This is a genomic window from Bacillus sp. S71, assembly GCF_016625265.1.
In the GTDB taxonomy this organism is placed as follows: Bacteria; Bacillota; Bacilli; order Bacillales; family Bacillaceae_G; genus Bacillus_A; species Bacillus_A cereus.
The window spans coordinates 338925-364726 of record NZ_JACVUW010000005.1 but is presented as its reverse complement, the minus strand read 5'-3'; the positions used below and the strand labels follow the sequence as shown (position 1 = coordinate 364726).

Here is a 25802-nt window from a genome sequence, read left to right as displayed (position 1 = left end):
TTTGAAAGAACTAAGGCTAATGCCTTAGTTCTTTTTTTTGTTTTTATATTTTTTTATTTTGTTTTTTTGCGAAAATGGAAGGAAAATAGAGAAATATGAAGGAAACAGGTAAAATATTCATATATATGGTTAAATTTAATATTTCCTTAATTGAAAACGTTTATAATATAATGAGTCGAATACGACATTAAGGCAAATAATGTTTCAATACATATTGCCTTTCCCTAATTTGGGCATACACTCCTTTCCACCTCCGTGTCAGTTGCAAAAATGTGCAACTATTTTAATGGAATAGAGTGTGTGCATTTTTTTTTAGGAAGTTGTGCTAAATATAAAATGTTACTTTGTAATGACAAACAATAAACAAAATGGGATAATAGCAATATGTCCAAGTGGTAAGACCAATATTACAAAAGGGGCGATTGTTACATGCTAAATATAGAACAAATTAAAGAAATCATTCCTCACCGCTATCCATTTTTACTTGTTGATAAAATATTAGAAGTAGATGAAGGTAAAAGAGCGGTTGGGATTAAAAATGTATCCGCAAACGAAGAATTCTTTAACGGACACTTCCCTGACTATGCAGTTATGCCTGGTGTACTTATTGTAGAAGCATTAGCACAAGTCGGAGCAGTTGCAGTATTAAAGAAAGAAGAAAACCGCGGAAGACTTGCTTTCTTTGCAGGTATCGACAATTGCCGTTTCAAAAAACAAGTACGCCCAGGTGATCAGCTTCGTCTAGAAGTAGAAATGACACGCGTACGCGGCCCGATTGGAAAAGGAAAAGCAATCGCAACAGTAGATGGTGAAGTTGCATGTGAGGCAGAAATTACATTTGCGATTGGTGATAAAAAAGAATAGATAGTACTAAAAAATCTCCTTGTAAAAAGACAAGGAGATTTTTTTAATTTCTGCTATATAACGATGAAACGATAATATACAAACTAATCAGAAAACAACTTGTAAATAGATGGCAATTACCATATACTTACTTTATTGTTTATCTAGAAAACAGGATAAGTGATAAAGGTAATAAAGAAATAAGGGCATTGTCATATTGTTAAGGTACTTAAATAAGACAAAGTAGAATGTTATTGATTATGATGAAATGTGGGGAAATCAGCAAGAATATTAATTAGACGTATGAAATCGAGCATAAGAGAGAGAAAAGGGAAATGTCGCATTTTACAAAAGGAGATTATGAATATGTTCGGGAGAAAGAAAAGAAAACCATTACGACAATTAATTACACATAAAGAGCCTAAATCGCGTATTACAGAACAATACCGTAACATTCGTACAAACATTGAGTTCACATCTGTAGATAATCATGTTCGTTCTATTATTGTTACTTCAGCAGATCCAGGTGATGGGAAAACAACAACAATCGCAAACTTAGCAGTTGTTTTCGGACAACAAGGAAAGAAAGTTTTATTAATTGGAGCTGACTTGCGTAAGCCGACAATACAAAACTTATTTGCCGTTCATAGTTCAAATGGGTTAACGAACTTATTATCAGGACAAGCAAAACTTATGCAATGCATTCAAAAAACAGATATAGAGAACGTATACTTAATGGCAGCAGGTCCAATCCCGCCAAACCCAGCAGAACTATTAGGGAGCCGGGCTATGGACGAGGCGTTGCTAGAAGCATATAACATGTTTGATATTATATTAATCGACACGCCACCTGTCCTTGCGGTTACGGATGCACAAATACTTGCGAATAAATGTGATGGAATCGTACTCGTTGTACGAAGTGAAAAGACGGAAAAAGATAAAATCGTAAAAGCGAAACAAATATTAGATAAAGCATCAGGCAAAATACTCGGTGTCGTTTTAAACGATAAAAGAGAAGAAAAAGAGCAATATGGTTATTATTAAAATATGAAAAAGCCAACAAAAATTTGTTGGCTTTTTACTTTTTTCTGAAAATTCTTTATCAAGTTACACAGTGTAAAAAACGTGCTAAAATAAAAATTTTGGAAAATGATTGGAATGTGTTGTCATATTTAAGATTATTTTGTAAGATTAAACTTGTTTCTTGTGAACAAATACAGAACTGAATTATTAAAAATAAAAAATGTAAGATTTATATGTTATAATTTTTCCTATGTGTAAATTTTAGAAAGTTGGAGGAACCTATGGAAGAAACAATTAGTTTAAAAGAGTTATTTCATATCTTAAAAAAACGTTTAGCAATGATCCTCGTAATTGCATTTGGTGCAGCTATTGTAAGTGCTATCATTAGCTTTTTCTTCATGACACCAATCTATCAATCTTCGACGCAAATTCTTGTTAACCAGAAGAAACAAGAGGGTGCAATGTTCCAAGCTGGTGAAATTCAAACGAATATTCAATTAACGAATACATATAAGGTTATTATTAAAAGTCCAGTAATCTTAGAACAAGTGAATGAAAAATTAAATTTAAATATGACATCTCAAGCGCTAACAGGAAAGATTAATGTTGCGAATGAAAAGGATTCACAAGTAATCTCTGTAACAGCTGAGGATAAAGATCCAAAACTAGCTCGTGATATTGCGAATGCAACTGCAGATGTATTTAAAGGTGAAGTTGCAAAAATTATGAACGTTGATAACGTAACAGTGCTATCTAAAGCAGAAGTTGCAGAAAATCAATCTCCAATTAAACCACGTCCAATGTTAAATGTGGCAATTGCTTTCGTTGTTGGTTTAATGGCTTCAGTTGGTCTTGCATTCTTACTAGAGTACTTAGATAACACAGTGAAAAAAGAAGAAGATGTGGAAAACTTACTTGGCTTACCAGTATTAGGAATTGTAGCTCGTATGGATGAAGAAACAATGAACGTGAAATCACACGCTCCATCATCAAGAAAAGTGAGGGGACAAACAATTGGCTCTTAATTTATTTAAAAAGAAAAAGAATCATCGTCAACGTCGTCAATTAATTGCTCATCAACAGCCGAAATCACCAATTTCAGAACAATATCGTAATATTCGAACGAATATTGAATTTGCAGCTATTGATACGAATTTACATTCATTAATGGTCACGTCTGCAAACCCAAGTGAAGGGAAAACGACAACGACAGCGAATATGGCTGTTGTGTTTGCTCAACAAGGAAAAAAAGTATTATTAATTGATGCAGATATGCGTAAACCAGCAATGCATCAAATGTTCCAAGTAGACAATATTTTTGGACTAACGAATGTGTTAACAAATAGTGAACGTTTAGAGAAATGTGTGCAAACAACACTAGTTGATAATCTACACTTTTTAGCTTGTGGTCCAATCCCCCCAAACCCAGCTGAATTGTTAGGTTCAAAATCAATGAAAGAACTTCTTGGACAAGCATACAGCATGTACGATCTAGTTATTTTTGATATGCCACCAATTTTAGCTGTTACCGACGCGCAAATTATGGCAAATGTATGTGATGCTTCTATTCTTGTTGTTCGTAGTGAATCAACAGAAAAAGAAACAGCAGTAAAAGCAAAAGGATTGTTAGAATCGGCTAAAGGTAAATTGTTGGGCGTTGTTCTGAACGATCGTGAACGTGAAGAAGGCTTATATTATTATTACGGTGCAAACTAATTAAAAGAGTGAGATATGGTAGAAACATATCTCCTTTTTTCCCTTGAATATGAGCGATATCTCATATTCAAGGGAAAAAAGATCTTTATAGGAGAGAGGGAGGATGAAACAAATGATAGATTTACATTGTCACATTTTACCTGGTATCGATGATGGTGCACAGACAGTCACCGATAGTTTAGCGATGGCACAGCAAGCAGTGTCAGAAGGAATACATACAATTGTCGCAACGCCGCACCATCAAAATGGAAAATATGTAAATGAACGTACCTCAATTATTCATCATGTAAAACAGCTAAATAATGAACTACAACAACATAATATTCCACTTACCATTTTACCTGGGCAAGAAGTCAGATTATATGGCGATTTATTAGAAGACTATGAAGCTGGTAAAATCGTTACTTTAAATGAAACAAATAAATATATATTCATTGAATTTCCATCGAATCACGTACCACGTTATGCCGAACAATTATTATACGAATTACGTGTAAAGGGAATGATTCCAATTATTGTTCATCCAGAACGTAATGCCGAGTTAATCGAGCGGCCAGATAAGTTATATAACATTGTAAATAAAGGTGCATTAACACAAGTAACAGCAGGTAGTTTGCTTGGGAAATTTGGTAAAAAGATTAAAAAATTCTCATTACAGCTTGTGGAACATAATTTAACACATATGATCGCATCAGATGCACATAACACGACATCAAGAGGATTTCATTTAGCGGAAAGCTATGAACTAATTGAGAAAGAATTTGGAATGAGTGTTATGAGTGATTTAAAGGAGAATCCGTACTTATTAATTAGCGGTAAAGCAATTTATAAGGAAGATCCAGAACAAATTCGTCGCAAAAAATTGTTCGGTATTTTTTAAATAAAGAATTGGTGATGTCTCCTAACCGTTATCAATGGAGGCACTCGGTCGTGCTGTGGGTAGAAATTTTTATTTCGAACCTACCTTAGACGCTTGTCGTCGGGAGTATGACGTGAGGATGGGTTAGATGCCCATAATTTATTCATGTTAGAAACTCTACTTATGGAGTTGTAAAGACGACCCTATAAGTAGGGTTTTTGTTATTGTTACATATGGATATAATAATATGTTTGGGGGACTAGATTTGAAAAAAGTAAGAAAAGCAATTATTCCAGCTGCGGGACTGGGGACAAGATTTTTACCGGTAACAAAGGCAATGCCTAAAGAAATGTTACCAATTGTTGATAAACCAACAATTCAATACATAGTAGAAGAAGCGATACAATCCGGAATTGAAGATATTATTATTGTTACTGGAAAAGGTAAACGTGCTATTGAAGATCATTTTGATCATTCCTTTGAATTAGAGCAAAGCTTACTAGAAAAAGGGAAGTATGAGATGCTAGAAAAAGTACAAGCTTCCTCAAAAATTAATATTCATTACATAAGACAAAAGGAACCAAAAGGTTTAGGACACGCAGTATGGTGTGCACGTAAGTTTATTGGAAATGAACCATTTGCAGTATTACTTGGTGATGATATTGTTCAAGCAGAAACGCCATGTTTGCGCCAATTAATGGATCAATATGAAGAAACACACTCATCTGTTATTGGTGTACAAACAGTGCCTGAAAACGAAACACATCGTTACGGTATTATTGATCCGATTGAACAAAGCGATCGCCGTTATCAAGTGCGTCAATTTGTTGAAAAACCAGCAGAAGGTACGGCACCATCAAATTTAGCAATTATGGGACGTTACATATTAACACCAGAAATCTTTATGCTCCTTGAAGATCAACAAACAGGTGCTGGTGGGGAAATTCAATTGACAGATGCAATTCAACGTTTAAATGAAGTTCACCGTGTATTTGCTTATGACTTTGAGGGTACGCGTTACGATGTTGGGGAGAAGTTTGGATTTATTAAGACGACGATTGAGATGGCGCTACAAAATGAAGAATTAAATGTAGAGTTAATGAAGTATATGAAAGAACTTGTAAAAAAGGAAGAGGTACATTCATAAGAGAATGTACTTTTTTATTATGAATAAGATAAGAATTATATAAAGAAGGGAACAGGTATATTGAGTTATCGAAGACGGCTCTCATTATTAATTTTATTAGATTCATTTATCGTATTAACTGCCGTGTATTTAAGTTATTGGTTTATACATCCAAATGTATTAAGCAAAATTCCTACAACAGTAGTTATTAGTTCTATTACATTATTGTGTAGTCATCATGTTTTTGCAGCTATTTATAAGTTGTATAACAAGGCGTGGGAATATGCAAGTATTGGAGAATTAAAACAAATATTTAAGGCAATTACATTATCGATTTTAGTAACGGCAATTGTTCAACAAATTATAAATCATGATATTTATGTTCGCATTTTAGCAATCGCATGGATGTTGCATTTATTATTAATAGGTGGTTCTCGCTTCATATGGCGTATGTTCCGTGATACATATATTACGAAAGCAACTAATAAAAAACGAACATTAATTATTGGTGCAGGTTCAGCAGGGACAATGGTAGTACGTCAGTTGCAACATAATAAAGAAGCAGATTTATATCCAATTGCATTTGTTGATGATGATAGAAATAAACAAAAATTAGAAATTTATAATGTACCAGTTGTTGGTACAACAAATCATATTCAAGAAATTGTAGAAGATAATGATATAGAACATATTATTATCGCAATTCCTTCATTAAATAGAAGTCAAATCAATGAAATTTTTGAGAAGTGTAGAAAAACAAAGGCGAAAACGCAAATTGTGCCGATGCTAGAAGACCTTTTAGATGGTAAGCTCTCTGTCAATGAATTCCGTGATGTACAAGTAGAGGATTTATTAGGGAGAGAACCAATAAAGCTAGATGATGCTGGAATTGGGGAAAAGATTACAGGTAAAACGATTTTAGTAACGGGCGCTGGTGGATCAATCGGATCAGAAATTTGTCGTCAAGTGATGAAATACAAACCAGCTAAAATTGTTCTTTTAGGACATGGTGAAAACAGCATTTATAATATTGAGATGGAAATGAGAGTTACTTATAAAGATTCTGTGGAAATAACAACAGAAATCGCTGATATTCAAGATCGTCATAAAATCTTTGAAATAATGAAAAAGCATCAACCGTATATTGTGTATCATGCAGCTGCACATAAGCATGTTCCTTTAATGGAGCGTAATCCAGAAGAAGCTGTGAAAAATAATATTTTTGGTACGAAAAATGTAGCTGAAGCGGCAGATACGTTTAAAGTGAATACATTTGTAATGGTTTCTACAGATAAAGCTGTAAATCCGACAAATGTAATGGGAGCTACAAAACGATTTGCAGAAATGATTGTACAGCATATGGCATCTGTTAGTACGAATACACGTTTTGTTGCTGTTAGGTTCGGTAATGTCCTTGGGAGTAGGGGAAGTGTAATTCCTCTGTTTAAGAAACAAATTCAAAAAGGTGGACCTGTAACAGTTACTCACCCTGATATGATTCGTTACTTTATGACAATACCTGAGGCTTCGAGATTAGTTATTCAAGCTGGTACGCTAGCTAGAGGTGGAGAATTATTTGTTCTTGATATGGGAGATCCAGTGAAAATTGTTGATTTAGCCAAAAATCTTATTACACTTTCGGGTTATTCTGTTGAGGAAATTGGAATCGAATTTACTGGATTAAGACCAGGAGAGAAAATGTATGAAGAGCTATTAAATGAAGGAGAGATTCACCCTGAACAAATATTCCCTAAGATTCACATTGGAAAGGCAGTTTTAATGGATCAAGATATCTTAATGCAGTTTATGGATGATTTTGAAAAGATGAGTAGGAAGGATATTAGAGATAGATTATTAAGAATTGCTAATGATTCTTTGGAAAGTCAATTTAACTGACATTCCTAGATAGAAATTGATGTATTTTTAGCTATAAAGATTATTGCTTATTTTATATTTGGAAAAATATAAAATAAATTTATTTAATGAATTTATAAACATAGGAAGGAGATGGAACGATGATATATACAAAATATATAAAAAGATTCTTAGATATATTGTTTGCATTATTATTACTACCTATTATTCTTATCGTTACATTAGTATGTGCAGTATGTATAAAGATTGAGGACGGAGGACCTATTTTTTATTTTGGCGAAAGACTGGGAAGAAATAAGGTAACTTTTAAGATGTTTAAATTACGTTCTATGAAGGTAAATGCACCAGATTTACGTAATGAAGATGGTTCAACATTTAATTCAGAGGATGACCCGAGATTGACACGTATAGGTAAGATGCTTAGAAAGACTAGCTTGGATGAGTTACCACAGTTATTTAATGTATTAAAAGGTGATATGAGTTTTATCGGCCCAAGACCAGATTTACCAGAACACCTTAATTATTACGATGAAGAAGAAGGAAGAAAGCTCGATGTCCTTCCAGGAATTAGTGGGTATAATCAAGCATATTATAGAAATTCAACTGAGTGGAAGCAGAGGTTAAAGCACGATGTTTATTATGTAGATAATATTTCTTTTATACTCGATTTAAAAATAGGATTTAAAACTGTTACAGGAATAGTAATGCGCAAAGGAATCTATTCAAATGTAGGTGATGTAAATGTTAAAAGGGAAAATAAATAGTATAGAAAGCATATATAATGAAACATATGAAGCTTTTAAACTAAGTTGGGATACAGAGTATTTTGGAATGTCATCAGCTAGGGTAATATTGAAGGATGCAATTTTGAATGAAGGAGAACTATCGATATTTTTAGATAGTTATGATTTTATAACTATTACTAACTTGAATAATAATCCCCAAAATAATCAATGGCTAGGGAAATATAAAAATGCCTTTCTTGTGGATGTTAATATTCAATTTGTTAAACGTTTATCGAACAAGTCAGCAGATAAAGAGGATATTACGGAAGTCCATGAGGACTATCCTTATAATGAAAGTATTATAAAGATAGCTCAAGAGGCATTTAAACATTCTAGATTTTTTAATGATGAATTTCTTCCTTTGAGTAAGGCAAGGGATGTATATAAACATTGGGTGAAAAGTGCTTTTAATAAATTGGGACGTTATTTTGTTACAGTTAAAAGAAATGGAAAAATTGCTGGATTCTTACTTTTTTCAATAAATGATATTAATTCTTTTGCCACTATTGAGCTAATTGCAGTTGATATGGAATTTAGAGGGCAAAAAATTGGAAAAACTCTAATAAGTGGAATGGAAAAATATTTAGCTGGTAATAATATTGAGCTTATAAAAGTAGGTACACAGGTTAATAACATTAGTGCTATAAATTTTTATAATAGTTACGGTTTTAAAAATACAAATTGTAGTTCTGTTTATCATTATTGGCCAAAAAAATAAAAAATGGTTAGGATGTTGAAAATGTCAAATGATTTATGTCTTGATAGAAGAGAAAAATTCTTAGCGTATTGTTTACCTGATATTACGGAATCAGAGATTAGTGAGGTTATTAATGCTTTAGAATCTGGTTGGTTAGCAAAAGGACCTCGTACCATTGAATTTGAGAAGCGCTTTGCTGAATATGTGGGAGCAAAGTATGCGGTGGGAATGAATTCTTGTACCGCTGCGTTACATATTGCGCTTCTGGCTGCAGGTGTTGGGCCTGGGGACGAAGTTATAACTACCCCTATGACCTTTGCAGCCTCTGCTAATACTATTATCCACACAGGTGCAACTCCTGTTTTTGTTGATATTGATCCAGAAACTGGTTGTATCGATCCAGATAAAATTGAAGAGAAAATAACCTCTAAAACGAAGGCAATTGTACCGGTTCATTATGCAGGACAGGCTTGTGAACTAGATAGAATTTATGAAATAGCAAATAAGCATAATTTATTTGTATCTGAGGATGCAGCACACGCCATTTATACACGTTATAAAGGGAAACGGATTGGAAATTCCCCTCAAGGCGCTGTAGCGTATAGTTTCTATGCTACAAAAAATCTTGCTACAGGAGAGGGAGGTATGCTTGTTACGGATGACGAAGAAATTGCTAATAAAGCACGTATATTAGTTACTCATGGAATGAGTAAGAATGCTTGGAATAGATATGCTAAAGGTGGTTCTTGGATGTATGATATAGAAGAACCTGGTTATAAATACAATATGTTTGATCTTCAAGCTGCGTTAGGAATTATACAGTTAGATAGACTTGAGGGAATGCAGAATCGTCGTGAACAGATTGCGGAAAAATATAATGAGGCATTTAAAGAGATAGCTACTATTGAACTACCAAAGGTTACTAAAGGAACTACAACTCACGCATGGCATCTTTACATGATTAAAATAGTCCCAGAAAAACTCAAAATCGACCGTAATCAATTTATCATAGAGTTAAATGAGCGTAATATAGGTACTAGTGTACACTTTATTCCGGTACATTTAATGACCGCCTATCGTAATCGATTTGGATATAAAAATGGTGAATTCCCAAGTGCGGAAAAGTGGTTTGACAGAATTATATCATTACCACTATATCCTACTATGAATGATAGTGATGTTAATGATGTTATAAAGGCTGTTAAAGATATTATAGAATTATACGGGGTGTGACTTTTTTGAAAAAAGCATTATTAGTATCAACAGTAAGTAGGCAATTTACTCTATTTGATCAAGATAATATAAATATATTACGAGAACTAGGATATGAGGTGCATTGTGCAGCTAATTTTAATGATGCCACTATAGCACTAGATAAACTTAATATTATTAGACACCATATCGATATTCAAAGGTCTCCATTTTCATTAGTAAATATTAAAGCTGGATATCAATTAATGAAGTTAATGAAGAAGGGGAATTTTGATTTAGTACATTGCCATGCCCCTATGGGTGGCTTATTGGGAAGAATATGTGCAATGTTAACAAAGACAAAACCAGTTTTGTATACAGCACATGGATTTCATTTTTATCAGGGTGCACCCACTATTAATAATTTAGTCTACAAAGGTATTGAACGTTTTGCTGCTTCTTGTACAGATGGTTTATTAACTATGAATGAAGAGGATTACAATGCAGCTAAACGTTTTCGTCTTCGAAAAGAGGGTAGAGTGTATTATATACCTGGTGTGGGTGTTGATACCGTAGCTATAAATGAGGTAAAAGTAGAACGTTCTTTAAAAAGAAAAGAAATTAATGTTCCAGAAGATGCATTTCTAATGTTATCAATTGGGGAGTTAATAGAAAGAAAAAATCATAAGCAGGCAATAAAGGTTTTAGCAGAGCTAAAGAAGGAAGGATATGACCAGATTTATTATGCAATCTGCGGACGAGGTGCATTAATAGATGAACTAAGAGAGTTATGCGATAGGTCAGGTGTTGCGGATCGTGTAATATTTTTAGGGTATCGTACTGATATTACAGAAATCTTAAAAGTATCAGATTTATTTGTTTTTACTTCCTTTCAAGAAGGCTTACCTAAATCAGTTATGGAAGCGATGGCGGCAGGTTTGCCAATTGTCGCTACTAAGATAAGAGGTAATATTGATTTAATAGATAATGGTAAGAATGGTTTCCTAGTAGAGTGTAACGATTTAAAAGGAACAGAAGAGGCAATAAAGAAAATATATTTAGATAAAGAAGCTCAAATGGCTTTTTCAAAAAATAGTTTAAATAAAATTAAAGAGCATGATACTAAGGTAGTAAAAGATATTATGTTGCGAATTTATAGTGATTTTGAAATTAATGGTTAAATTAAGGTGGATCTAGAGGTGAAGAAGAATTGAGGATAGTTTTTTTAAGGTCCAATCCAGTTAATCCTGATCCAAGAGTGGAAAAAGAAGTAAACACTCTAATAGGTTTAGGACACAAGGCAAGTATACTAGCTTGGAATAGAACAGTTAATAAAGATGAGGACTTGAAAAATGGGGAGTTACATCTTCAAAACGGCTCGGTACCGATTCGTTATTTTAATATTAAGGCAACATTTGGGGGTGGGATAAAAAATATATTCTCACTCATTTTATTTCTTATTTGTCAGATTGTATGGTTGATTAAACATCGTAAGAATTATGATGTTATACATGCTTGTGATTTTGATACGGTAATACCGGCGTATATTTGTGCAAAGTTGTTTCGTAAGAAGTATGTATATGACATCTTTGACTATTATGTAGAGGCATATCATGTACCCTCGTTCTTAAAAAATACAGTTGAAAAATTGGATATATGTATGATAAATAATTCTAATGCAGTAATTATTGCTAATGAAAATCGATTACAGCAGATAGCAAAAAGTACGCCAGAAAATTTATATATAGTTCATAATTCTCCAGACGTTAAATTTAACTTGTCAGTAGAACCAGATGTTATTATAAAACCATCTAATAGGCTTAAATTTGTATATGTAGGTATCCTTGGAAAGGGCAGGATGCTTGAGGAGATAATTGATATGTTTGGACATCATCCTGAGTGGGAGTTACATATAGGCGGATTCGGAGAATTAGAATCTTATGTAATAGATAGAGCGCATGAAAATGCCAACATATTCTTTTATGGGAAAATTCCTTATGCAAAAACTTTAAAGTTAGAATCGGAGTGTGATGTACTATTTGCAGTCTATGATCCTAGTGTACCAAATCATAGATATTCATCTCCTAATAAACTTTATGAAGCATTGATGCTTGGAAAGCCAATAATTGTTGCAGAAGGAACTGGTATAGATGAGCTAGTTAAACAAAATGATATAGGTAAGGTCGTAAAATATAATAAATTCTCTTTTGAACAAGCGTGTGAACAAATAGAAAGAGAATTTGCTAAGAAGGAAGAAATAGCTAGAAAAGCAAGAATACTATATGAGAACGAATACTCGTGGGGTATAATGGAAAAACGTTTGGGTGATTTGTACGATACTCTCTAAAGAGATTATAAGGAGTTAAAATTGAGCTTTTTAGATGAATATATTTAAAAACTTTTGAGGTGTTTTTTGTGAATATACTATTAGTAACTACATGCTATCCGCCTATTAATGTTTCAGGAAGTATTAGGGCTCTATATTATGCCAATTATATGTTAGAACTTGGCCATAATGTTAGCGTACTTACAGTAGATGTACCAAGTGATATGTCTAATTATGATGAAACTTTATTTAATAAGATTAGTAAGGGAATAGATGTTACAAGATGTGATATGGGTTTTTTATACAAAAAGTTTTATGCGAAAAAGAGTAGTGACGAAAAGGTAAGTTTTGTGAAAAGTGAAAAAAATACAAGTGATTCTGCTACAAGACTAAAAAAGTTAATTAAGGACAATGTGGCTATACCTGATAGTTATTATATGTGGTCTAAAAATGCTGTGAGGAAAGGAAAAGAGATTATAGTTAAAAAAAACATTGATTATGTCTTATCGATGCATGAGACACCATCTTCTCATTTAGTAGCATATAGACTTAAGAAAAACTTTCCTCAGTTGAAATGGGTTGCGTATTGGAGTGATCCATGGGTAACAGATCCCAACAGACAGGATTATAGTGTATTTAGAAAATATATTGAGGGTAGGTTGGAAAAAAAGGTGGTTGAGACCGCAGACAAACATTTGTTCACAACTGAAAATACTCAAAAAGAATACATTAATAATTATAAATTAAAGGCAGAAGACACTGATATTGTATATCGTGGATTTGATCCTAAAATGTATAAATTAAATGAGTCGGATAAAAAACCAAAGTATATTGACAATGATAAATTGAATATTATACATGCTGGAGAAATTTTTACTAAACTTAGGGACATTAACCCTTTCATTGAATCTATAGCATATTTACAGGAACATCATAAGGATATATATAAGAAAATAAATGTTATATTTTTAGGCGGGATAGATAATTTTGAAAGAGTTAGTAGTAAAATTAATAAATTAGACTGTATTCAAATATTGCCTCGTACAGGTTTTGAAGAAGCGATCAAATATATTAATTATAGCCAATTATTGTTATTATTTGGTAATAGAGGGAGTAATCAAATACCTGGAAAAGCATATGATTATTTAGGAGCTAATAAGTGTATTTTAACGATTTTAGGAGATGCAAATGACCCTGTAAGAGCTATGATGAATCATGCAAAGAGTGGTCCAATACTCCTAAATAAAGAAGAAGAAATCACAAAAACACTTTTAAATTTATATGCTATTTATCAAAGCGATAAAAATCTCAGTGAAATTTTGAGTAAAAGTAATTCGAAATTTGAATGGAAAAATGTTGTTGAAGATTTGTTGAAAAAAATTTCTGGGTAAAGTTAATGAAATAGATTGGATGTTAGGAATTTATGTGGAAATTAATAGGAACGGTCTTTTGTATCATACTGATTATAGTAATAGTAGTATTTGAAGCTAGAAGGCCTAAAAAAAATATAAATAATCGTTTTGATTTATTATCGGGTATCAATGTAATTTATGTGTTTTGTTATGGAATTATACCCATATGCCTTCTGAATTTAGATTTTAGCATGTTATCTAATCATATTTTAGATAGTTTAGATATGGAAAAAGAAAATTTTTTATTTGCTTCTGTTTTAAGTATTATAGGCTATGTTTCAATTTTAGTTGGATATTATTATAAGAATATTGTATGTAAATTAACTAGGAAACCTATAAAATACAATGATTCCTTATATAATCAATCTAAATCTTATAATGTATCTAAATTTTCAATGGTAGTTTTCACAATTTTGATTTTTGCAATTGGTTCTGTCAGCCTTATTCAATATGTGAATAATCTTGGTGGATTTTCACAAGCCATTAGAGTGGCGGAAGTACTGAGAATGTACACAGATACAAATAAATTTTCTAATCCTTATGCCGTAATGTTAATGCCCTTAATTATAGCGAGTTGTACCATGTTTTATGTATTAAATAAATTAGAGCATAGTCTTTTAGCTAAGATAATATATCAGGCGATGTTCATTGTTACGTTTACTATGTCTATATACTATTATTTACTAAATGCAGGAAGATTACCTTTATTTATTTTTTTATCAAGCTTCATAATATTAGGTTACATAATGAAAGAGAAAAAAAGTATAAAAGCAAACTTATCGATAATTATCGTAGTTCTACTTGGAGTTTTTATCTTGCAAAATTTAGATGATTTATTTTCTTATTTAGCATTTGATACGGTTAACAAAGAAGATGTTTCCGCGCTAGATAAATTCAAGAAAAACATACTCGAATTCTCTTTTCCATATGTTAACTTGGTTAAAGTTCATAGTTTTACTTATCCAGATGGAACATTTAGATATTTTGTGGATTATTTTACATGGTTGGTTAATATCATACCGACATCAATATTAAATGTTTTTGGGGCAGATAAAGTAATGAGCTCACATCTTTTAAATACAGCCAATTATAATTTAGTTAATATTGCTGGAATTCCTGTTGATTTAGTTTCTTTAGGCTATTATCAATTTTCAGTCCCAGGTGTAGTTATTACCTGTAGTTTATTTGGAGTTATTGCTACTTCAGTAGAGGATTTTCTGCAGAAATTTACTCATCCAGCATTTATGTTGATTAAAATTAGAATAATGTATTTGTGTATATTTTGTGTAATGTATGCGGATCCAGATGTTATAGCTAGAGGAAGATTAGATGTAACAATAATAATTTTATTCTTAGTATTATTTTCAAGAGTTAGTTCAAATAAAGAAAAGAATGGAAAGTTTATTAAGCGATAAACTAGGTAACTAAGAGGAAGACAGAGGAGAATTAATATGGATAATGGATTTAAAAGTATAATATTATTTGTGAGTAAGGCATTTACAGTTATGGTTAATATAGTATCTATGATGATTATATCCAGATTCTTACCTTTGGAAATGTATTCGAATTATAGAGAAATTAATACAGTACTAACATTAGTTATTTCTGTCGCTTCTCTTGGATTACCTTCTTCTATACTTTATTTTATGTCTTCGAATAAACGACATGTATATTTACCTAATTTTTTTATGGCCATGTTGTTTATATTAATGTTATTACTACCCATTTCTATAATCTCATTGTTTTATTTTAATTATAACTTTAATACTTTTTTATTTACCGAGTATTGGGTCTTTTTTATCTTGCTATTTTTATTTAGTTTTGTTGGAGCATGTATAGAAAACTTGTTTATTGCATTTAATACTTTTAAATTGCTATTAATCAACTCGTTTATTCCAAACTTGGTATTTATATGTAGTTTGTTTTATACTTGCTATTATAAACAAACCTTAGTTTCGTTATTACTATGCCTAATATCGAGAGAATTCATAAGGATGCTTATATTGTTATATTTCGCTAAGGTTATAAAAGTGGAATTGAAGCACTTTAGTATGGAAAAGACCATGAAAATACTTACTTTTGGTGTACCTATTGGTGCAGCAGCTTTAATTGGTGCTATAAATACTAATTTGGATAAGTTAATTATTGGGAAGTTTTTCACAGAAAAAGAATTCGCTGTTATTGCTACTGCTTCATATGAGATACCAATTCTAGGTTTGATTGGAGTATCATTGTTTAATATATTAATTCCATCATTAAAGGATAAGTATGATAATAACAGATATTCAGAGTTAATTGAGTTATGGTATAGGGCTGGAAAAGTAATGATAACAGTAGTTATTCCTATTGTAGTGGCATTGATAGTCTTTGCCAATGAGATTGTAACACTGATTTTTTCTAGCAAGTATATAGATGCGGTAAACTTATTTAGGGTATATCAAGTAAATGCTCTATCCAGAATTTATTATTACGGCTCATTATTCTTAGCATTAGGATTAAGTCGCCTATATACAAGGAATGCTATAATAAATTTAATTAATAATCTTATATTGAATATTGTGTGTATCAAAGTATTTGGAATGAAAGGTGCTGCAGTAGCAAATGTAATTAGTGCTCAACTCTTAATTTTTATTCAAACTTCACAGCTAAAGAAAGTATTAAAGGTAAAAAGTACAGAGCTATTTCCAATTATTGAGTTTATAAAAGGAACAGTATTGACGTTTATGATTACTATATGTATATACGTAATCTATAAATATATATTTGATTTTAATATATACATTGGCTTAGTATTTATGATTATTGCTATGGTATTATCGATTCTGATGTTGAGTAAGGTCATCACAAATGAAATACTAATTTACCTAAATATGAAATTGAATTTGAGGGATAAGTTATATGGGTTATTTAAAAAAGACTCTAAAAAGATGGTTAACAAAGAGTAGCTTTTGTAATGATTATTTTAAAATTGTAGATAATAAAATTCCAGTTACATTTAAGCAATTTATTTTCTTTAAAGTATTTAATAAAAATAAAAGAGTATATTGGCCGGTTCATAAAAATTCTATAGTTTATGGTAATGTTACAGTTGGTATCAATAGCTCTGTTGGAGCTACTCCTGGTTGTTATATACAGGGAATCGGTGAGATAGTTATAGGGAATTATACACTCTTGGCTCCTAATGTAGGTATTATAAGTTCTAACCATGCTATGAGTGATTATAGAAAGCATAAGAAAAGTAAAGTTATTATAGGTAATTATTGCTGGATTGGTATGAATTCTGTAATATTACCTGGCGTTATTCTAGGGGATCATACTATAGTTGGGGCTGGCGCAGTTGTTACAAAGAGTTTCGAAGAGGGAAGTTGTATAATTGGAGGAAATCCTGCCAGGGTAATAAGAAAATTAAGTAAAGAGGAAATCATAGATTATAGGGATGAACATGAATTTTACGGTTTTATTCCTAAAGAAAAGTTTGAAGAATATAAGCAAAGAAATGTGACAGTTACTAATTAAAATAAGGAATTAAAGGTGATGTTAATATGAATAAAAAGATTTGTGTTATTGGGCTAGGATATATTGGGTTACCTACTTCGGCTATATTTGCAAAAGCTGGATATAATGTTATAGGAATAGATGTTAACCCTACTACTGTAGAAATGATCAATAAGGGGAAAATACACATTGAAGAGATTGGTCTAGGTGAATTGGTAGAGGAAGTGGTGAAAGAAGGAAAACTTAAGGCTAGTATGGAACCAGCCTGTGCAGATGCCTATATTATTGCTGTTCCAACTCCACATAATAATGATAATACAGCGAATCTAGATTATGTAGTAGAAGCAATAAATTCTATTTTACCATTTCTAACAAAAGGAAATGTTGTTATTGTAGAATCGACTATCCCTCCAAGGACTATTGATGATATAGTTGCACCAATTTTACAAGCGCAGGGTTGGGTGATTGGTGAGGATATCTATTTAGCTCATTGTCCGGAACGTGTTCTACCTGGTCGTATTTTAATAGAGCTTGTGGAGAATACTAGAATAGTAGGAGGAATTAATCAAAAATCAACTGAAAAAGCAGTGGAACTATATAAAGGATTTGTAAAAGGGAAAATTATTGAAACTAATGCGTTGACAGCGGAGATGTCCAAACTTATGGAAAATACATTCAGGGATGTAAATATTGCGTTAGCAAATGAGTTAGTAAAGATTTCTGAAAGGCTTGGTGTTAATGCTTTAGATGTAATTAATTTAGCTAATCATCACCCACGTGTTAATTTGCACTTCCCTGGTCCGGGTGTGGGAGGACATTGTCTGGCAGTAGACCCATATTTTATCATTGAAAAGGCTCCTGAACAGTCAATTTTAATTTCAGATGCTAGGAAAATCAATAATTCAATGCCGTATTTTGTAATAGAACAACTTCAAAAAATAGTTCCAGATAAGGATGCTAAGATTGCTGTATTGGGTATTACTTACAAAGGAAATATTGATGATGTTCGTGAAAGCCCAGCTATGGATATTGTAAGCTTATTGCAAGAACAAGGTTACAAGGTAAATGTTCATGATCCTCATGTGAAACAGGAACAAGTTGAGTTTAAATTACATAGCTTTGAGGACTCAATAGGAGATGCAGAATGTATTTTAGTATTGACCGATCATAGTGAATTTAAGAATTTGAATGAAATTAGTATTTTAAAAGAAATGAAGAACCCGGTAATTTTCGATACACGTAATTGTACAGATGTAAAAGATATAAATATCCGATACTATAATTTTAATAATTTACATTCTGTAGAAGTATTACAGCCAGTTCAGGTATAGGCCATAGATAATATATAGTTTATAATTTTTGTTTTAACTTTTTATATTTTTCAGGTGGGCTTTGTAGAAAGAAGGGTAGAAGATGAAAAGGAAAATCATATTTGGGATATTGGGAATAATAGGAGTAATGATTATAGGTGGCGGAGTATATGCCTATAATGTGTACTCAAAAGTCTCAAAAACATTAGATGAAGTTCATAAACCATTAAAGCGTGATGAAGGTAATAAACAAGAAGAGAAAATCAGTAAATCAGCACCAGTTTCAATCCTATTATTAGGGGCTGATGAACGCGGTGAAGACAAAGGACGTTCAGATTCTTTAATGGTCATCACATTAAACCCCAAAAATAATTCAATGAAAACAGTAAGTATCCCTCGTGATACATATACAGAAATCGTTGGAAAAGGGAAAAGTGATAAAATCAACCATGCGTATGCATTTGGTGGTGTAGATATGTCTGTCGCAACGGTAGAAAAATTCTTAAATGTACCTATCAATTACTATATTGAAGTGAATATGGAAGGATTTAAAGATATCGTAGATGCAGTAGGCGGTGTAGATGTTAATAATGATTTGGAATTTTCACTTGATGGGCAGCATTTCCAAAAAGGAAGTATTCATCTAACGGGTGACCAAGCGCTAGCATATACGCGTATGCGCTATGAGGATCCAAGAGGTGACTTCGGACGTCAAATGCGTCAACGCCAAGTGATGCAGGCTGTTATTAAGAAAGGCGCTACTTTCTCTTCTTTAACAAGTTATGGTGATGTGTTAACAGCAATTCAAAAAAATGTGAAGACAAACTTAACGCAAGATCAAATGTTTGATATGCAAAAGAATTATAAAAATTGCCTGGAAAACAGTGAAGATATTCAAATCCCAGGTGACGGTCACAAAGCCGCTGATGGTATTTGGTACTACTATGTTCCGGATGCTGCAAAACAAGATTTAACGAATAAGTTAAGAGCGCATCTTGAAGTGACTAAGTAATATGTAATAACCCAACTCCTTTGGAAGGAGTTGGGTTTATTTTTGCATGGATTTATATTAGTATTATATATTGTGAGATTAATAGATGAGGTGAATCGATGAATAAGAAAGCAGTACTTGTCCTTATTATTTTTGTATTGTTTGTAGCTTCGATTGTGAGTGGTAAACTGTACTGGAATAAGAAGATTGCGAATGCAACAGGACAAACGAGTGAAGTAACGAAAACAAAGGCTGAAGTGAAAGATAGCGGAGCAAAGAAAGAAGAGAAAAAGGAAGAGAAAAAACAAGATACAAAGTCATCTTTTAATGAAGCATATGCGAAGAACTTGCCAGATGCAGTGAAAGAGAAGTTAAAGAAAGCTGCTGAGGATAAAAAGCCAGTAAACCTTGTTATTGTTGGTGATGAAGCTTCTTCATCTGCAAAAGATGCTTGGGCAGCTAAGTTAACAACTAATTTAGAAACAGCTTACGGTAAAGGTTTATGGAATGTGACGGTAAAGGAATATAAGGGTGAAAGCACAGAAGAGTTAATCGCGAATAAGCGTGATAAAGAGATTGCGAAAGACAATCCAGATGTGATTTTATTTGAACCACCATTCATTACTGATAACGGTAAAACTGGTAATGGGAACTCTGTTGTGAATACACAGAAGTTTGTTCAAGCACTTTCTACTAGTGCAAAAGGCGCTACGATTATGATTCAACCATCAAATCCAGTGTATGGTGCGAAAAATTATCCGAAATCGATTGAAGCATTAAAACAATTTGCAACGCAAAATAATTATACATATATTGATCATTGGGGAGCATGGCCTGATGCGACAACAAAGGCTATCCTACCATACTTACAAGAAGAATTTGGTTTCCCAAGTGCAAAAGGACATGACGTTTGGGCGAAATATGTAACTGATTATTTTGTAGCTAAGTAATGAAGGAGAGATAAAAGGTGTACGAGTTCTCGTATACCTTGTCCTTTTATAATTAAGAGATTTGAAAATAGTAGGAGGAAAACAATGAACTCAATCCTAATCTGCGGCGGAGCCGGGTACATCGGTTCTCACGCTGTGAAAAAATTAGTAGACGAAGGTTTATCTGTAGTAGTAGTAGATAACTTACAAACTGGTCATGAAGATGCAATTACGGAAGGCGCGAAATTTTATAATGGCGACCTTCGTGATAAAGCATTTTTAAGAGATGTTTTTACACAAGAAAATATTGAGGCTGTTATGCATTTTGCAGCTGATTCTTTAGTCGGAGTTAGTATGGAAAAGCCCCTTCAATATTATAATAACAATGTGTATGGTGCACTTTGTTTATTAGAGGTAATGGATGAGTTTAAGGTAGATAAGTTCATTTTCTCTTCTACTGCGGCAACGTATGGTGAGGTAGATGTGGATCTTATTACTGAGGAAACGATGACAAATCCTACGAATACGTACGGAGAGACGAAGTTAGCAATCGAGAAGATGCTTCATTGGTATAGCCAAGCTTCTAATTTACGTTATAAGATTTTCAGATACTTTAACGTGGCTGGTGCAACTCCAAATGGTATTATTGGGGAAGATCACCGTCCAGAAACACATTTAATTCCTCTTGTGCTGCAAGTGGCTTTAGGTCAACGTGAGAAGATTATGATGTTTGGTGATGATTATAATACACCAGACGGTACTTGTATCCGTGATTATATTCATGTTGAAGATTTAGTAGCGGCTCATTTCTTAGGGCTTAAAGACTTGCAGAACAGCGGAGAGAGTGATTTCTATAACTTAGGAAATGGTAATGGTTTCAGTGTAAAAGAAATCGTTGATGCAGTTCGAGAAGTTACAAATCATGAAATTCCTGCTGAGGTAGCACCGCGCCGTGCGGGCGATCCAGCACGTTTAGTTGCTTCTTCTAAGAAAGCGAAAGAGAAGCTAGGATGGGATCCTAAGTATGTAAATGTTAAGACAATCATTGAACATGCTTGGAATTGGCATCAAAAGCAACCGAATGGATATGCTAAATAAATATAATAAGTGAAAGAGAGGGTATCGTCGACAAAATATGTTCGACAATACCCTCTCTTTTTTTGTACGATTTTTGCTATACTAAACTGTACTATAATACATGATGGAAGGAGGAAAATAATGAAAATACTTGTGGTTGATGATGAATCGAGTATTCGTAATTTGATTCGGATGCAGTTGGAGATGGAAGGTTATGAAGTATTGGCAGCGGCTGATGGGAGAGAAGCTTTAGAGCGATGGAATGAAGGGCCGGATGTATTGATTTTGGATGTTATGCTTCCAGATACGGATGGGTATGAGTTGCTTCGTTTGTTCCGTGAGAGGGATAGGGATATTCCGGTGCTTATGTTAACGGCAAAGAGTCAGATGAATGATAAGTTGCTTGGCTTGCAGCTTGGTGCTGATGATTATGTGACGAAGCCGTTTAATTATGCGGAGCTTATTCTTCGGGTTAAGAATATGGCGCGGCGTGTAAAGAAGACGGAGGCGGCTGTAAGTCATGAAGTAATTGAGGCTGGAGAGATAGTGATTTGTCCCAAGGAAAGAAAGGTACATGTGAGTGGAAAAGAGATTCAGTTAACGTACCGAGAGTTTAATTTATGTCAGTTGTTTGTTTCAAATTCGCAGCGTGTGTTTATGAGGGATGAGTTGCTTGAGAAAGTATGGGGATTTGAGTATATCGGAAATACGAGAGCAGTTGATATTATGGTGCAGAGACTTCGAAAGAAGCTTGGGACGAGCGGAGAATATATTAAGACAATTTATGGCGTTGGCTATAAACTGGATTGTTAAGTGGTGATGGTATGTCTTTAAAGCGAAATATGGTGTTTGGAATAGTTGGGCTGTTAATTCCGATTTTTGTTCTTTTATATGCAGTTGTTTATATTACGTTAGAAAAGAATATGTATCATAACGCAGCAGATTCTTTAGAAAAGTTAAGTGTAGAAGCACAAATTTACACGATGAATTATTTAGAGAAGGAAGCAGAAGTGGATACGCTTGGGCCTAATTCACTTTTAATTGCGTCGTATTTAGCGAAGCGTATGGATGTCCGTGTACAGATGATCGGGAAGAATGGCGATGTTGTTGCAGATACACAAAAAGGAGCATTGCTTCACCGTAACATCGACATTGAGAGTTCCTTGAAGGGAAAGAAGTCTTATGTTTTTGAGGAGGCGGATCCCGCTCCCATTCTTTTGTTTTCAAGCCCAGTATATTATGGAAACGATGTCATTGGAAGTATTCGTTTTATAAATGAGTTAACGGGTGAGAAGGAAGTTTTAACAAATGTGAGCTGGACGTTCTTAATGACGTCTCTTTGCCTAGTAGCTACCGGTATTTTCTTTGCGATCCGTTTGGCGAAGTCTCTTCATAAACCAATTGATCAGTTGAGACAAATGGCACAGCGGCTCGCGAATGGTGATTATAAGAGTAAGATTGAGTTAAATGAGTACGTGGAAATCGCTCAGCTTTCCGCATCTTTTAACGCGATGGCCGATGGAATTGAACTGCATATTAAGCAATTGCAGGAGGAGAAAGAGAAGCAGAAAGATTTCCTAGACCGTATTACGCATGAGCTAAAAACACCGCTAACGGCGATTATTGGTTATGTTGATTTAATTCCGAAGTTACAATCGAAAGAAGATGTACAGGAAAGTCTTCGTTATGTGGCTGTGGAAAGTGAGCGTTTATTATCACTTGTAGAGGAACTGCTTAAGTCTTCGAAATATGGGACGAGTACGTTTGAGGTGTCTCCTACAGTTGTGAATATAAAGGAATTGGCAGAAGAAGCAGTTTCAATTGTGAAACCTCGTCTAAATCAGTTTGAAATTGAAGTGATAAATGAGTTAACGGATGTACATGTTGTTGCAGATTTTGATAAGACGAAGCAAATTTTCTTAAATGTGCTTGATAATGCAATTAAGTATAGTGATGCTTCGCACATTCGTATGAATGTAATTGTAAATGAGCATGAGGCGAAGGTTTTTGTTCATGATGATGGGATCGGTATAGATGAAGTGGTGCTTGCAGAGTGGAATGAGTCTCCGAAAGGAAAGGCACTTCCTTCTAGTTACGGGAATGGTTATGGTTTGTATATTTGTCAGGAGATTATGAATAAGCAGGGCGGAAGCATGCGGATTGAGAGTAGTGAAGAAATAGGTACTACAATATTCATTACATTTTTGCTTCCGAGAAGGATGGAAGACATAAAAAACTTGAAAGCGGTTAAATGATACATTTATGAAACAATTATGCGGTATTTTCGAAACAACGTTTTTTTATCTTGGAGGTAGGCAGAAATGAAAAGGCTATCATTTCAAATTCTTATGTTTGTCATTTGTATGATTGTTTCTCTTGTTTTGTTTTATGTTATGGAGAAGCAAATCTATAATCGAATTAACATTGTAAATGATAAACAAGCCGTTTTACAAAGGGTGAATGAATCTCTTCCAATTGAAGTGAAAGTAAGACATGAAAAGTGGGGAGAAATTGTTGTAACGGATGAAGTTCGTTTGCATACGATTGTTTCATTCTTTGACCGAATTCGAATAGAGCCTGAGGGCGTTAAGAGCCAAGAACAAGTATTTACTGGAGAAGTAACGTACTTGAATGGACATAAGCGTACTTTTGCAGTAGGTGACTTGTTCCAGTATGGGGAAAATGTATACGGAAAGAATGGCATGGATCCGATGATTTCAGCACTTCAAACGTATTTATTAAGCCTGTATTACACGCCAGAGCGTATTAGTGATTTCTTTGCTTCAGCAAAGGACGTCGTAGTACGTCAAGGCGATGTGGTACGTACTATCAATCTTACGCACATACTTGATTCTATTCGATACGCAAAGCAAATTACAGATTACGGAGAAATTCAGAAGTTATTACAATCGCAGAATGAACCGATTGCTTATATTACAGCTTATAAAACAGGTAAGCGTGTAAAGAATGATCGTGAAGATATTCTTACGATTTCTGTGTATCCATCGTACTTTGTTGTGCAATATCTCGGTGATAATAACGGAAATGTCATGTATATGAAAGGCTCTCTAGCAGAGTTATTCGTAAAGGAGAATGCGTCATGAGAAAGATAGCCTTTTTCTTCTTTTTGCTAGTAATTGGAGGAGCGATGTCTAGTTGCTCTCGAGATACAACCTCTATTAAATATAGTAAAAATGGTCTCCCTATTTTGGATGATCGTCATATTGTTGCGTATGTAGCGGCTCGTGAGGAAGTTGGTGAAGCGTTACTTTCATCATTTTGTAAGCCGCGCGGATGTACGTATGAATTTATTCGTCTTTCAACAGAAGAACTTCTTCGTAGAGTGGAAGAAGAAGCTGGAAATCCGAAGGCGGATATTATTATTGGCGGTACAGTAGATGCGCATCAAATGATGAAGCAAAAAAATCTTTCTATTCCTGTGATAAGCCAACATGCAAATCGTATTTCAAAAACTGTTAAAGATAAAGATGGTTATTGGTACGGTTATGAAGTGGAGAAGCTGGCAATTGCGATTAATAAAGAGCGGTGGAACGAGGAAATAGCGCCGCTTGGTCTCTCGTATCCGTTAAGATGGAAAGATTTATTGAATCCAGTATATAAGGGAAAGATTGTCATGCCCGATCCAAATGTTTCAGGTACAGCATATACGTTTTTTCAATCACTTATTGATACGTTAGGTGAAGAGGAAGCGAAGGAATATGTGAAGAATCTGGCAGAACAAGTTGGAGAAGTAACAGTGAATGGTTACATCCCAGCAGAACTTGTTGCGAGCGGTGAATATATGATAGGCATCAACTTTATGGGAGATCAGAGAATGCTTCAAAAACAAGGCTTTCCGATTTTAAGTAACGAACCTGAGCAAACAGGGTTATCCGTTAATGCGATTTCTAAACTAAAACGTGCACCGAGTGGTATTATTGCGGATTTATTTATTGATTATTGTTTATCAGAAGAAGCGGGTCACATTTTAGAAAAAGTGTCGTTTGGCGTACCAACTATGTTTGCGAAGAATGAGAAAGAAATAGAAGGACAGCCGGTTAGAAGGACGAAACAAAATATATCAAATAGCGGAATAATCGAGATATGGAATAGACAGCGTCTCTCTCTGAAGTGAGAAAAGGAGACG

At 33.6% G+C, this 25802-nt stretch carries 24 protein-coding genes; all 24 read left to right on the top strand.

The window, feature by feature from the left end; all coding sequences use genetic code 11:
- Window positions 1–429: 429 nt before the first annotated feature.
- The 24 genes from fabZ to IBT51_RS14545 all read left to right on the top strand — a co-directional run bounded on the left by fabZ (window position 430) and on the right by IBT51_RS14545 (window position 25790).
- Window positions 430–864 carry a 3-hydroxyacyl-ACP dehydratase FabZ gene (gene fabZ, locus IBT51_RS14660; RefSeq protein ID WP_000931959.1) on the top strand — a complete coding sequence of 145 codons (435 nt, stop codon included), beginning with the start codon at window positions 430–432 and terminating at the stop codon, window positions 862–864.
- A gap of 345 nt (window positions 865–1209) precedes the next feature.
- Window positions 1210–1887 (top strand): CpsD/CapB family tyrosine-protein kinase, encoded by a 678-nt coding sequence (locus tag IBT51_RS14655; RefSeq protein WP_050844744.1) that lies wholly within the window; start codon window positions 1210–1212, stop codon window positions 1885–1887.
- 260 nt (window positions 1888–2147) lie between these two features.
- The gene (locus tag IBT51_RS14650) at window positions 2148–2891 is read left to right on the top strand and encodes a YveK family protein (RefSeq protein WP_088349223.1); all 744 of its coding nucleotides are present in this window, start codon (window positions 2148–2150) and stop codon (window positions 2889–2891) included.
- Window positions 2881–3582: a CpsD/CapB family tyrosine-protein kinase gene (locus IBT51_RS14645; RefSeq protein WP_097877289.1), complete on the top strand. Its 702-nt coding sequence runs from the start codon at window positions 2881–2883 to the stop codon at window positions 3580–3582. The genes IBT51_RS14650 and IBT51_RS14645 overlap by 11 nt, the downstream gene beginning before the upstream one ends.
- 112 nt (window positions 3583–3694) lie before the next feature.
- The gene (locus tag IBT51_RS14640; protein ID WP_078384781.1) at window positions 3695–4462 is read left to right on the top strand and encodes a tyrosine-protein phosphatase; all 768 of its coding nucleotides are present in this window, start codon (window positions 3695–3697) and stop codon (window positions 4460–4462) included.
- 244 nt (window positions 4463–4706) lie between these two features.
- On the top strand, window positions 4707–5588 hold the full coding sequence (gene galU, locus IBT51_RS14635) for a UTP--glucose-1-phosphate uridylyltransferase GalU (protein WP_200458744.1): 882 nt from the start codon (window positions 4707–4709) through the stop codon (window positions 5586–5588).
- A 60-nt stretch (window positions 5589–5648) separates the two neighbouring features.
- Entirely contained in the window at window positions 5649–7463 is a 1815-nt protein-coding gene (locus tag IBT51_RS14630; RefSeq protein ID WP_200458743.1) for a polysaccharide biosynthesis protein, read from the top strand.
- 122 nt (window positions 7464–7585) lie between these two features.
- Window positions 7586–8206 (top strand): sugar transferase, encoded by a 621-nt coding sequence (locus tag IBT51_RS14625; RefSeq protein WP_200458748.1) that lies wholly within the window; start codon window positions 7586–7588, stop codon window positions 8204–8206.
- Window positions 8184–8945, top strand: a complete 762-nt coding sequence (locus IBT51_RS14620) for a GNAT family N-acetyltransferase (RefSeq protein WP_200458742.1) — start codon at window positions 8184–8186, stop codon at window positions 8943–8945. Before IBT51_RS14625 ends, IBT51_RS14620 begins: the two co-directional genes overlap by 23 nt.
- A 21-nt stretch (window positions 8946–8966) precedes the next feature.
- Window positions 8967–10157 (top strand): DegT/DnrJ/EryC1/StrS family aminotransferase, encoded by a 1191-nt coding sequence (locus IBT51_RS14615; RefSeq protein ID WP_200458741.1) that lies wholly within the window; start codon window positions 8967–8969, stop codon window positions 10155–10157.
- 5 nt (window positions 10158–10162) lie between these two features.
- Window positions 10163–11296 (top strand): glycosyltransferase family 4 protein, encoded by a 1134-nt coding sequence (locus tag IBT51_RS14610; RefSeq protein WP_200458740.1) that lies wholly within the window; start codon window positions 10163–10165, stop codon window positions 11294–11296.
- Window positions 11297–11325: 29 nt separating this feature from the next.
- Window positions 11326–12462: a glycosyltransferase family 4 protein gene (locus IBT51_RS14605; protein ID WP_200458739.1), complete on the top strand. Its 1137-nt coding sequence runs from the start codon at window positions 11326–11328 to the stop codon at window positions 12460–12462.
- Window positions 12463–12611: 149 nt separating this feature from the next.
- Window positions 12612–13832: a glycosyltransferase family protein gene (locus IBT51_RS14600; RefSeq protein WP_200483284.1), complete on the top strand. Its 1221-nt coding sequence runs from the start codon at window positions 12612–12614 to the stop codon at window positions 13830–13832.
- 32 nt (window positions 13833–13864) lie between these two features.
- Window positions 13865–15268 carry an O-antigen polymerase gene (locus tag IBT51_RS14595; RefSeq protein ID WP_200458737.1) on the top strand — a complete coding sequence of 468 codons (1404 nt, stop codon included), beginning with the start codon at window positions 13865–13867 and terminating at the stop codon, window positions 15266–15268.
- Between the two features lie 36 nt (window positions 15269–15304).
- Window positions 15305–16798: a lipopolysaccharide biosynthesis protein gene (locus IBT51_RS14590; protein WP_200458736.1), complete on the top strand. Its 1494-nt coding sequence runs from the start codon at window positions 15305–15307 to the stop codon at window positions 16796–16798.
- Complete coding sequence (locus IBT51_RS27285; RefSeq protein WP_200458735.1) at window positions 16752–17369, top strand: acyltransferase; 618 nt, start codon at window positions 16752–16754, stop codon at window positions 17367–17369. The genes IBT51_RS14590 and IBT51_RS27285 overlap by 47 nt, the downstream gene beginning before the upstream one ends.
- Before the next feature lie 26 nt (window positions 17370–17395).
- Window positions 17396–18679, top strand: coding sequence for a nucleotide sugar dehydrogenase (locus IBT51_RS14580; RefSeq protein ID WP_200458734.1), 1284 nt, complete (start codon window positions 17396–17398; stop codon window positions 18677–18679).
- Between the two features lie 82 nt (window positions 18680–18761).
- On the top strand, window positions 18762–19670 hold the full coding sequence (tagU, locus tag IBT51_RS14575; RefSeq protein ID WP_200458733.1) for a polyisoprenyl-teichoic acid--peptidoglycan teichoic acid transferase TagU: 909 nt from the start codon (window positions 18762–18764) through the stop codon (window positions 19668–19670).
- 98 nt (window positions 19671–19768) lie between these two features.
- The gene (locus tag IBT51_RS14570; protein ID WP_098975813.1) at window positions 19769–20599 is read left to right on the top strand and encodes an SGNH/GDSL hydrolase family protein; all 831 of its coding nucleotides are present in this window, start codon (window positions 19769–19771) and stop codon (window positions 20597–20599) included.
- An 84-nt stretch (window positions 20600–20683) separates the two neighbouring features.
- Window positions 20684–21676: a UDP-glucose 4-epimerase GalE gene (galE, locus tag IBT51_RS14565; RefSeq protein WP_200458732.1), complete on the top strand. Its 993-nt coding sequence runs from the start codon at window positions 20684–20686 to the stop codon at window positions 21674–21676.
- Window positions 21677–21796: 120 nt separating this feature from the next.
- The gene (locus IBT51_RS14560; protein ID WP_200458731.1) at window positions 21797–22468 is read left to right on the top strand and encodes a response regulator transcription factor; all 672 of its coding nucleotides are present in this window, start codon (window positions 21797–21799) and stop codon (window positions 22466–22468) included.
- An 11-nt stretch (window positions 22469–22479) separates the two neighbouring features.
- Complete coding sequence (locus IBT51_RS14555) at window positions 22480–23910, top strand: HAMP domain-containing sensor histidine kinase (protein ID WP_033696092.1); 1431 nt, start codon at window positions 22480–22482, stop codon at window positions 23908–23910.
- Window positions 23911–23976: 66 nt separating this feature from the next.
- On the top strand, window positions 23977–24759 hold the full coding sequence (locus IBT51_RS14550; RefSeq protein WP_000826618.1) for a DUF3919 family protein: 783 nt from the start codon (window positions 23977–23979) through the stop codon (window positions 24757–24759).
- Window positions 24756–25790 carry an ABC transporter substrate-binding protein gene (locus tag IBT51_RS14545; protein ID WP_200458730.1) on the top strand — a complete coding sequence of 345 codons (1035 nt, stop codon included), beginning with the start codon at window positions 24756–24758 and terminating at the stop codon, window positions 25788–25790. The genes IBT51_RS14550 and IBT51_RS14545 overlap by 4 nt, the downstream gene beginning before the upstream one ends.
- Window positions 25791–25802: the final 12 nt, after the last annotated feature.

Coding starts and splice junctions, on each gene's coding strand:
- galE (WP_200458732.1), top strand. CDS start 20,684: ATGAACTCAATCCTAATCTGCGGCGGAGCCGGGTACATCGGTTCTCAC.
- IBT51_RS14595 (WP_200458737.1), top strand. CDS start 13,865: ATGTGGAAATTAATAGGAACGGTCTTTTGTATCATACTGATTATAGTA.
- tagU (WP_200458733.1), top strand. CDS start 18,762: ATGAAAAGGAAAATCATATTTGGGATATTGGGAATAATAGGAGTAATG.
- IBT51_RS14590 (WP_200458736.1), top strand. CDS start 15,305: ATGGATAATGGATTTAAAAGTATAATATTATTTGTGAGTAAGGCATTT.
- IBT51_RS14560 (WP_200458731.1), top strand. CDS start 21,797: ATGAAAATACTTGTGGTTGATGATGAATCGAGTATTCGTAATTTGATT.
- IBT51_RS14555 (WP_033696092.1), top strand. CDS start 22,480: ATGTCTTTAAAGCGAAATATGGTGTTTGGAATAGTTGGGCTGTTAATT.
- IBT51_RS14570 (WP_098975813.1), top strand. CDS start 19,769: ATGAATAAGAAAGCAGTACTTGTCCTTATTATTTTTGTATTGTTTGTA.
- IBT51_RS14655 (WP_050844744.1), top strand. CDS start 1,210: ATGTTCGGGAGAAAGAAAAGAAAACCATTACGACAATTAATTACACAT.
- IBT51_RS14550 (WP_000826618.1), top strand. CDS start 23,977: ATGAAAAGGCTATCATTTCAAATTCTTATGTTTGTCATTTGTATGATT.
- IBT51_RS27285 (WP_200458735.1), top strand. CDS start 16,752: ATGGGTTATTTAAAAAAGACTCTAAAAAGATGGTTAACAAAGAGTAGC.
- fabZ (WP_000931959.1), top strand. CDS start 430: ATGCTAAATATAGAACAAATTAAAGAAATCATTCCTCACCGCTATCCA.
- IBT51_RS14620 (WP_200458742.1), top strand. CDS start 8,184: ATGTTAAAAGGGAAAATAAATAGTATAGAAAGCATATATAATGAAACA.
- IBT51_RS14650 (WP_088349223.1), top strand. CDS start 2,148: ATGGAAGAAACAATTAGTTTAAAAGAGTTATTTCATATCTTAAAAAAA.
- IBT51_RS14615 (WP_200458741.1), top strand. CDS start 8,967: ATGTCAAATGATTTATGTCTTGATAGAAGAGAAAAATTCTTAGCGTAT.
- IBT51_RS14640 (WP_078384781.1), top strand. CDS start 3,695: ATGATAGATTTACATTGTCACATTTTACCTGGTATCGATGATGGTGCA.
- IBT51_RS14600 (WP_200483284.1), top strand. CDS start 12,612: ATGTTAGAACTTGGCCATAATGTTAGCGTACTTACAGTAGATGTACCA.
- IBT51_RS14545 (WP_200458730.1), top strand. CDS start 24,756: ATGAGAAAGATAGCCTTTTTCTTCTTTTTGCTAGTAATTGGAGGAGCG.
- IBT51_RS14580 (WP_200458734.1), top strand. CDS start 17,396: ATGAATAAAAAGATTTGTGTTATTGGGCTAGGATATATTGGGTTACCT.